Source organism: Sphaerisporangium sp. B11E5 (genome assembly GCF_039871875.1).
GTDB lineage: Bacteria > Actinomycetota > Actinomycetes > Streptosporangiales > Streptosporangiaceae > Sphaerisporangium.
Map to the genome: position 1 here is coordinate 41776 of NZ_JBDPMD010000062.1, position 8017 is coordinate 49792.

General features: G+C 69.9%; 6 protein-coding genes and 1 pseudogene. 3 read left to right on the forward strand and 4 right to left on the reverse strand.

Going from position 1 to position 8017, the window contains the following annotated elements; translation table 11 throughout:
- Nucleotides 1-106: 106 nt before the first annotated feature.
- Both ABGB17_RS34795 and ABGB17_RS34800 read right to left on the reverse strand, forming a co-directional pair.
- Nucleotides 107-1008 (reverse strand): annotated as a pseudogene (locus tag ABGB17_RS34795) (PEP/pyruvate-binding domain-containing protein); the annotation flags it as partial.
- Between the two features lie 225 nt (nt 1009-1233).
- Entirely contained in the window at nt 1234-1878 is a 645-nt protein-coding gene (locus ABGB17_RS34800) for a VC0807 family protein (protein ID WP_347637852.1), read from the reverse strand.
- Nucleotides 1879-2153: 275 nt separating this feature from the next.
- Here ABGB17_RS34800 and ABGB17_RS34805 point away from each other — a divergent pair, with 275 nt between their 5' ends.
- Nucleotides 2154-2507, forward strand: coding sequence for a luciferase family protein (locus ABGB17_RS34805; protein ID WP_347637854.1), 354 nt, complete (start codon nt 2154-2156; stop codon nt 2505-2507).
- On the opposite strand, the gene leuE is transcribed toward ABGB17_RS34805, so the two are convergent.
- Complete coding sequence (leuE, locus tag ABGB17_RS34810) at nt 2494-3138, reverse strand: leucine efflux protein LeuE (RefSeq protein WP_347637856.1); 645 nt, start codon at nt 3136-3138, stop codon at nt 2494-2496. The genes ABGB17_RS34805 and leuE overlap by 14 nt on opposite strands.
- A gap of 342 nt (nt 3139-3480) precedes the next feature.
- On the opposite strand from leuE, the gene ABGB17_RS34815 reads away from it, so the two are divergent.
- A complete protein-coding gene (locus tag ABGB17_RS34815; protein WP_347637858.1) occupies nt 3481-5037 on the forward strand; it encodes a cellulose binding domain-containing protein in 1557 nt (518 codons plus the stop codon).
- 320 nt (nt 5038-5357) lie between these two features.
- Nucleotides 5358-6611, forward strand: a complete 1254-nt coding sequence (locus tag ABGB17_RS34820) for a hypothetical protein (protein ID WP_347637860.1) — start codon at nt 5358-5360, stop codon at nt 6609-6611.
- Here the strand turns inward: ABGB17_RS34820 and ABGB17_RS34825 are convergent, their stop codons facing one another.
- Nucleotides 6612-7661: an AI-2E family transporter gene (locus ABGB17_RS34825; RefSeq protein WP_347637862.1), complete on the reverse strand. Its 1050-nt coding sequence runs from the start codon at nt 7659-7661 to the stop codon at nt 6612-6614.
- Nucleotides 7662-8017 lie beyond the last annotated feature (356 nt).

Here is an 8017-nt window from a genome sequence, read left to right on the forward strand (position 1 = left end):
AGAACACCCGCAGCCCCTCCGCGCCCGCCCGCTCCGGCGGCCGGGGGTACAGCGTGGTGATCGGCCGGGCCTGCGTGAGCCACACCCCGCCGTCCTCGGCGATCGCCCACTCGGTGTCCTGCGGCGCGCCGTAGTGCGCCTCGACCCGCCCGCCGAGCTCCGCCAGCGCGATCACCTGCGCGTCGGTGAGGCACGGCTCGCCGGTGCCGGTGCCCGGGACGTGCTCGACGCCGCCGCCCGGCAGGGGACGGACCGCGACGGCCTTGTCCCCCGGGCGGCGGGTGGTGATCCTTCCCTCTGGGCTCACCACGAAGTGGTCGGGGTTGACCGCCCCGGAGACCACGGCCTCGCCGAGCCCCGGCGCGGCGTCGATCACCGTCTCGCGGCGCCGCCCCGTCACCGGGTTGGCCGTGAACATCACCCCGGCCACCGCGCCGGCACCATCTCCTGGATCACCACGGCCAGTCGCACGGCGCCCTGGTCGATCCCGTTGGCCGCGCGGTAGGCGACGGCCCGGTCGGTCCACAGCGAGGCCCAGCAGCGGCGCACCGCGTCGAGCACGGCTTCCGGCCCGGTGACGTTGAGGTAGGTGTCCTGCTGTCCCGCGAAGCTGGCGTCCGGCAGGTCCTCGGCGGTGGCGGAGGACCGCACCGCCACCGGGCCGCGTGCCGCACCGCGCACGGCGGCGGCGATGTCGTCCGGCACGGGGGCGGCGAGCACGAGCGCGCGGGCCCGTCCGGCCAGTTCGGCCAGCGCGGCGGTGTCGCCGGGCGCGGTGGCGGCGAGGCCCGCGAGCACGTCCTCCAGCCCGGCCGCGGCCGCCACCCGGCCGTACGCCTCGGTGGTGAGGCAGCACCCGGGAGGGACGGGCAGGCCCGCGCGGAGGAGGACCCCGAGGTTGACCGCCTTGCCGCCGGCCAGCGGCAGCATGTCCGTCCCTACGTCCCGCAGGCTCAGCACGAGCGGCCCGGTGACGGTGTCCTGGTGGTTGCTCTGGGTCTCGGTCATGGTGCCCTCCTCGCGGCGTGCGGAGGAGGCGGGGCGGCCTCCGGCATGGGTCCGCGCGTCTGACTCCACGATAAACTCATCACCTGTTGAAATCAACGGAGTATGAAATCCCGCGACACGACCGGGGACGCGACGATCCCGTTCCCTGACCGTCAGGCCACAGGGCGCTTCGGCGCCGTCAGGTCATGTGACGGAGATCGCCCGGATGGGACGGCGGTCAGGCGGCTAGGCGGCCGCCGGGAGGGCGGGGGGCTCGTGCAGGCGGCGCAACACGCGGCGGAAGGCGTAGATCGAGACGGCGACGGCGACGCCGCTGATGACGGCGACCACCGAGGTGCGCACCAGCAGGTACGTGCCGATCGATTGGTGGAGCAGCAGGTAGATGCTGACCGTGGAGTTGGCCAGCAGCACGAACGCCCACAGCAGCGTGATGCGGGCGAAGAACCGCCGCATCCGCTCGTGCCGCAGCACGGTCGACGGCAGGTGGATGTAATCGAGTGTGAGTTTCTGCACGAGCGGCCGGTTGAGCCGCACCGACGCCAGGAACGCCATGCTGATGCAGATGGTGCCGAGCTCGGGCTGGAGGAAGTAGACGACGGCGCTGCCGGTCCACCAGCCGAGCGCCGCCCGCGCCGTGATGGCGATGGCCGCGAGCACCATCGTGCCGGGCACCGGGCGGCGGCGGACCAGCCGCCAGGCCACCCCCGCGTACACCCAGGAGACGGCGGCGATGAGGGCGCCGTCCAGGCCGAGCAACGCCAGCGCCGCGTAGAACACGGCGAGAGGGGCGACGACGCCTTCGAGGAGCCGGGGTACGGCTTGCCTGATCAACGTGGTGATCCGCGGGAGTTTGACCGACGGGGTGTTCATGCTTCTCCCAGGAACGGCGGAAGACCGACGCTAGAGCTTCGGCGCCTACCCTGAGAGCGGATTGCCAAAACCAGGGCGAAACGCCTATGGGATCTCATCGGCGACACCCCAGGCCCGGCGTCCCGTTGACCGGCGCACATGCAGGATAACGGCGGTAATAAAAGATCAATGTCGTGACCTGCGGTGACGCTTACCCTTCTGTTGTGGTTGAACATCCAATAACGGTTCGGAAACGGGGGGTTTCCGGATAGGGAGCGTACCGGGACCATGAAGGCATGGCAGTGCTTTCACGCACAGGTCGATCGGCCGCGTGCGTGGCCGACGTCGCCGGTCAGCTCGCGCGCTGGCCCGACCTCGCGGTGAGCCATACCCGCAACGTCGTCAGGTTCCGCACCATGGGCCGGGAGATCATTCGTATGCCCGGCGACCACACGGCGGAGCTCCTGCTGACCACCTCCGTGATCGACCGCTGGGCCCGCGTGCTCGCGGGCTCGCAGCGTGTCACCCAGGGGCACGCCGACGGGTGGGTCAAGGTCGAGATCGAGGACCAGAACGACGTCGAGATGTTCCTGTCGCTGGTCAGCGTAGCCCTGAAGGCCAACCGCGAGACGCCGGTCAGCCGAGACTAGTGGTCGCCAGCTTGGCGCCGAAGCCGAGGAACACCGCCCCCACGCCCGAGGTCAGCCCCGCGGAAAGCCCGCGGCGGCGCCGGAACTGGGTGGCCAGGTGCACGCCGGTGAAGATCAGCGTCGACAGGTAGAGCACGCTGAAGAGCTGGCAGATCGCGCCGAGGACGAGGAACGACAGCGCGGGCGCGCTGTACCCGGGGTCCACGAACTGCACGAAGAACGACACGAAGAACAGGATCGCCTTCGGGTTGAGCAAGCTGATCGTCAGCGCCTTGCGGAACGGGTCGGACAGGTCCGCCACCGGCGCGGGCGCCCCCTCGGCCGCCTCCCGCCGCGAGCGCCACGCCGCACGGATCATGGACAGGCCGATCCACGCCAGGTAGCCGGCCCCGGCGTACTTGACGATGTTGAACAACATCGGCGTGGAGCGCAGCAGCGACGCGACCCCGGCCGCCGACAGCGCCATCAGCACCGTGTCGCCGAGGAAGACACCGGCGGCGGCCCGGTATCCGGCGCGCACGCCGCGCCGCGTGCCGACCGACAGGACGAACAGGGAGTTCGGGCCGGGCAGCAAGATGATCAGAAACGCGCCGACGGTGTACGCCCAGATGTTGGTGATGCCGAGGAACAATGTGCCGCCTGACTCCGTGCTCAGTTACGGCTCATCACCATATATCGGTAAAGTCCGCCCGATTCCGCAGGGGCGGGTGGGCTGGACGTACCGATCATCCGGTGTGTGGACAGAAATCCTGTCTCGGGGAAAAGCGGGGAGTTTGGGTCTTGTGGCGGGATGGGGGCGGGGCTACGATCGGGCACAACTCTTAGGAAACTTTCCTAAAAGATATGCCCATCGCGCGACGGCAACGGCCACACCCGTACGACTTCGCCTCGATCTCCCCGGCCTTCACGGCCGACACCCCCCCACCGCCGGCACGTGCACGCCCCGGCCGTGCCGGCCCGCCGAGGAGCTTTCATGCGGTTCATCCGACTGTGCGTCGCGGCCCTGGTCGCCGCGGCCGCCGTACTCGTCATGACAGGCACACCCGCCCTCGCGGCGCCCGCCACCGCCGTGTTCACCAAGCCCCAGGACTGGGGCACCGGCTTCGAGGGCAAGTACACGATCACCAACGGCACCACCACCACGATGAACGGCTGGACGGTGGCGTTCGACCTGCCCTCCGGCTACCAGGTCACCACCGCCTGGGACGCGGTCATGACCAGGAACGGCCAGCGCTTCAGCTTCGCCAACCCGAGCTGGGCACCCACCCTGGCCCCCGGCGCGAGCATCAGCTTCGGCTTCAACGGCAGCCCAGGCGACTTCGGCGCCCCCACCAACTGCACGCTGAACGGCGCCCCCTGCTCCGGCGGCACGACCAACCCAGGCGCCCCCGGCACCCCGGGCACGCCCACCGTCACCGCCTCCGGCAACTCCTCGATCTCGTTGTCCTGGACCGCGTCCAGCGGCACGGTCACCGGCTACCGGGTGTACGAGGGCACCACCGTGCGCGCCACCGTGACCGGCACCACGGCCACCATCGGGTCGCTCGGCACCTGCACCACGCACACCTACACCGTGCGGGCGTACAACTCCACCGGCGAGTCGGCCGCCAGCGGCTCCGTCACCGGCACCACCACCGGCTGCACCAACCCGCAGCCCGGCGGCCGCGGCGCGCCGTACCTGTACCTCGGCTGGGGCAACCCGCCGAGCCCCGCGACGGTCATGAACGCGACCGGGGTCAAGTGGTTCACGATGGCGTTCATCCTGTCCGGCGGCGGCTGCACCCCGGCGTGGGACGGCCAGCGGCCGCTCCAGGGCGGCGTGGACGCCTCCACGATCGCGCAGATCAAGGCGGCGGGCGGCGACATCGTGCCGTCGTTCGGCGGCTGGAGCGGCAACAAGCTCGGGCCGAACTGCTCGACGCCGCAGGCGCTCGCCACCGCCTACCAGCAGGTCATCAACGCCTACAACCTCAAGATGATCGACATCGACATCGAGAACACCGACGAGTTCGAGAACGAGGCGGTGCAGGACCGCATCCTGAACGCCCTGAAGATCGTCAAGCAGAACAACCCCGGCATCAAGACGATCATCACGTTCGGCACGACCACCTCGGGGCCGAGCTGGTGGGGCACCCGCCTCATCAACCAGTCCGCCGCGCTCGGTGCGAACATCGACGTGTTCACGATCATGCCGTTCGACTTCGGCGGCGGTGCCGACATGTACCAGAGCACCGTCAACGCCTCCGAGGGCCTGAAGAACGCGCTGAAGACCGCCTTCGGCTGGTCCGACGCCACCGCCTACGCCCACATGGGCATCTCGGGCATGAACGGCCTGTCCGACCAGCAGGAGCTCACCACCCCCTCCACCTGGACCCAGATCCGCGACTGGGCCAAGGCCCGCGGGCTCGCCCGCCTCGCCTTCTGGTCGGTCAACCGCGACCGCGGCTGCCCCGGCGGCGGCGTCCAGGCGGCCTGCAGCGGCATCGCCCAGAACGACTGGCAGTTCACCTCGATCACCGCCGGTTTCTGACCCCTCCTCGCCCTCCTCGTCCCTCACCCACCTGTCCCGGCCACCGCGGGTTCCGGCCGGCCCGGCCACTCTCGTCCGGCGCGGGATCACCGCCTGTCCCGCCACCGCGGGCCCTCGGCCGGCCACCCGCCGCCGGGTCCCCGGATCGTACGGCCCGCACGCCTTCGACCCCCCACGGAGCGTGCGGGCCGTACACCGCATGACGAAGTCCACCAAAGGCCTCAAAAGGGTTCTTTGACGGAGCAATTCTGGATAGATGATGGCAATCTTGGTGCCCGAGTGGTCGGTTTGGCCCGTCGTCCGGCAGGCTAGGGACCGTCATGGACAACGCAATCCTCACGGGGTGCCTCCTCGTCACCGGTGTCGTGCTCGCCCTCCTCGCTCAGTGGAAGGGCTGGAAGCCGTCGTTCGCCGTCACGCTCGCGGTCGGCATCGGCTTCCGCGTGGCCATCATGATCCTGGCCGTCATCAGCGTGTGGCAGCCGGTGGACTTCGTGAACAGCTTCAAACCGGCCGGTGAGGCGATCCTCGCCCACAAGGACCCCGTACTGGAGAGCAACGGCGGGTGGCACTTCCTGCCGACGATCCCCTACATCTACGGGCTGCTGCTCTGGCTGAACATCCCCTGGGAGATCGCCGGGCGCCTGGTCACCGTCGTCGCCGACATCATCCTCATCCCCCTGGTCGGCAAGCTCGCCGGCCGCGGGGACGGCAGGCTGCGGGCGTTCCAGTACGCCTGCAACCCGCTGGCCCTGCTCGTGGCGTCCATCCACGGGCAGGTCGAGCCGGTGTCCCTGGTGTTCGGCGTCGCGGCGTTCGTCGTCGCACGCAACGCCAGGACCTCCCGCCCGGTGCGCAACGCCATCGTCGCCGGCCTGCTCATGGGCCTCGCGCTGTGCGCCAAGAGCTGGCCCATCTGGCTCGTCCCCGGCATGCTGCTCTTCCTGCCCGGCCTGCGCTCCCGCCTGTACGGCCTCTTCGCCACCGGCGTCCCGCCGCTGTTCTTCCTCGCCACCCTGCCGATCGGCGCGGGCACCTCGCTGTCCCAGCTCCCCGAGGTCATCAAGACCATCGGCGACGTGCGCCCCATCATCGGCGAATGGGGCTGGACGGCCATCGCCGTGGGCGGGCACTGGACGCTGGACGCCGACCTCGCCCGGTACGGCCAATGGATGATCTACGGCTCCCTGCTGATCGTCGGCATCCTGTGGCGCCGCGCCGACCCCATCGACCTCACCACCGCGCTGCTGCTCACCTTCATGGTCGTCACCCCGCGGCTCGGCGCGCAGTACCTGCTGTGGTTCATGCCGTTCCTCGTCGCCCGGCCCACCCGCCTGGCCTGGCCCGCGATCATCGGCACGAGCACATGGGCCGCGATCGGGTACCTGTACCTCACGCAGTACACCGCCGCCGACTGGGCCGCGCTGCACGCGCCATGGGCGATGAGCTCCATCGTGCTGCTGCCCGTGCTGGCCGCCGCACTGCCCTGGGGCGCCCGCCGGACCGGCGGCATCGTCCTGGACACGTCCGTCGACGACCAGCCCCGCTCACCGGTGCGCGCGTCGACGTCCTGATCAGCCGGGTCCGCCGGTCTTCGGGACCTCCCCGGAGATCAGCGCCGCGGACCACTTCGCCGACGGGTCGCTGTCGATCAGCAGCGCCCGGGTCAGCAACGTCAGCGGGATCGCCAGCAGCGCGCCGAGCGGCCCGAGCACGGTCGCCCAGATGATCAGCGACACCAGCGTCACCGTCGTGGTCAGGCCCACCGCGTCGCCGAGGAACTTCGGCTGGATGAACGACTGCACCACCACGTTGATCACCATGTACGCCACGATCACCAGGATCATCGGCCGGACCCCGCCGGTCAGCAGCGCGAGCAGGGCCGGCGGGATCAGGCCGATCACGAAGCCGATGTTGGGGATGTAGTTGGTGATCAGCGCCAGCACGCCCCACAGCAGCGGCAGCGGCACACCGACGAAGAACAGCGCGATCACGTCCAGCACCGAGCAGATGATCCCGAAGACCGTGGACACCAGCAGGTAACGCCGGGTCCGGCGCGCGAACGTGCTCAACGCCGCCGCGAACGCCGGCCGCTCCGCCGCGGCCGCGTCCAGCACCCGCGAGACGATCGGCGCGTCCAGGCTCATCGCCAGCAGCAGCACCACGATGAGCAGCAGGCTGGACACCACCCCGAGCACACTGGACAGCAGTCCCTGCGCGAACTCGAAGATCTTGCCAGGGTCCAGCGACTGGATCGCCTTGCTGACCTGCGGCGCCAGCCCGTGCTCCGCCGCCAGCCGCTGCAGGTCCGCCACCAGCCGGTTGAACTGCGGCGCGTAACTCGGCGCGAGCACCGCCATCTGCACCACCGCCGCGGTGAGGATGCCGACCATCCCCAGCAGCACCACGATGACCGCCGCGAACGGCACCCCCACCACCAGCCAGTGCGGCGCCCCCCGGCGCGCCAGCCAGTCCCTGATCGGATCGACCGCCACCGTAAGCACCAGTGCCAGCAGCAACGGCCCCACGATGGAGCTCACCGCCTTGATCCCCGCGAGAATCACGATGGCGGCCGCACCGGTCAGCAACACGATCAGGGCCCGGGGTACCGCTCGTTCGTTCACGCTGTCGCCTCGCTCGGATCGGAGCCTCGCCGCACGTATCCGCCTGTTGTACTGCCGTCCGCGCCCCGCCGGAAGGGCTTCCCTTGATCGTGACCCGTATTGGATCGAGGACCTCCGGAACCCTGCTAATCTTTTCCTGTCGGCAACCGACCGGCCATCTCCCCGATCTCCCCACCTCAGGGTGGATGACGCGTGGGCGCGGCCGGAACCATGGCGGCACCACCCCGTAAAAGATCTACCTGGCTCGGCTTGCCTTGCGAGTTTGGTTCAGGTAAGTTTGCAGGGTTGCTCTGGATCAGGGCGGCCATATGCTAGCGGGTTGGCTGGAGTAGAAGTCAAGCCGGGGTTTGCCCCCG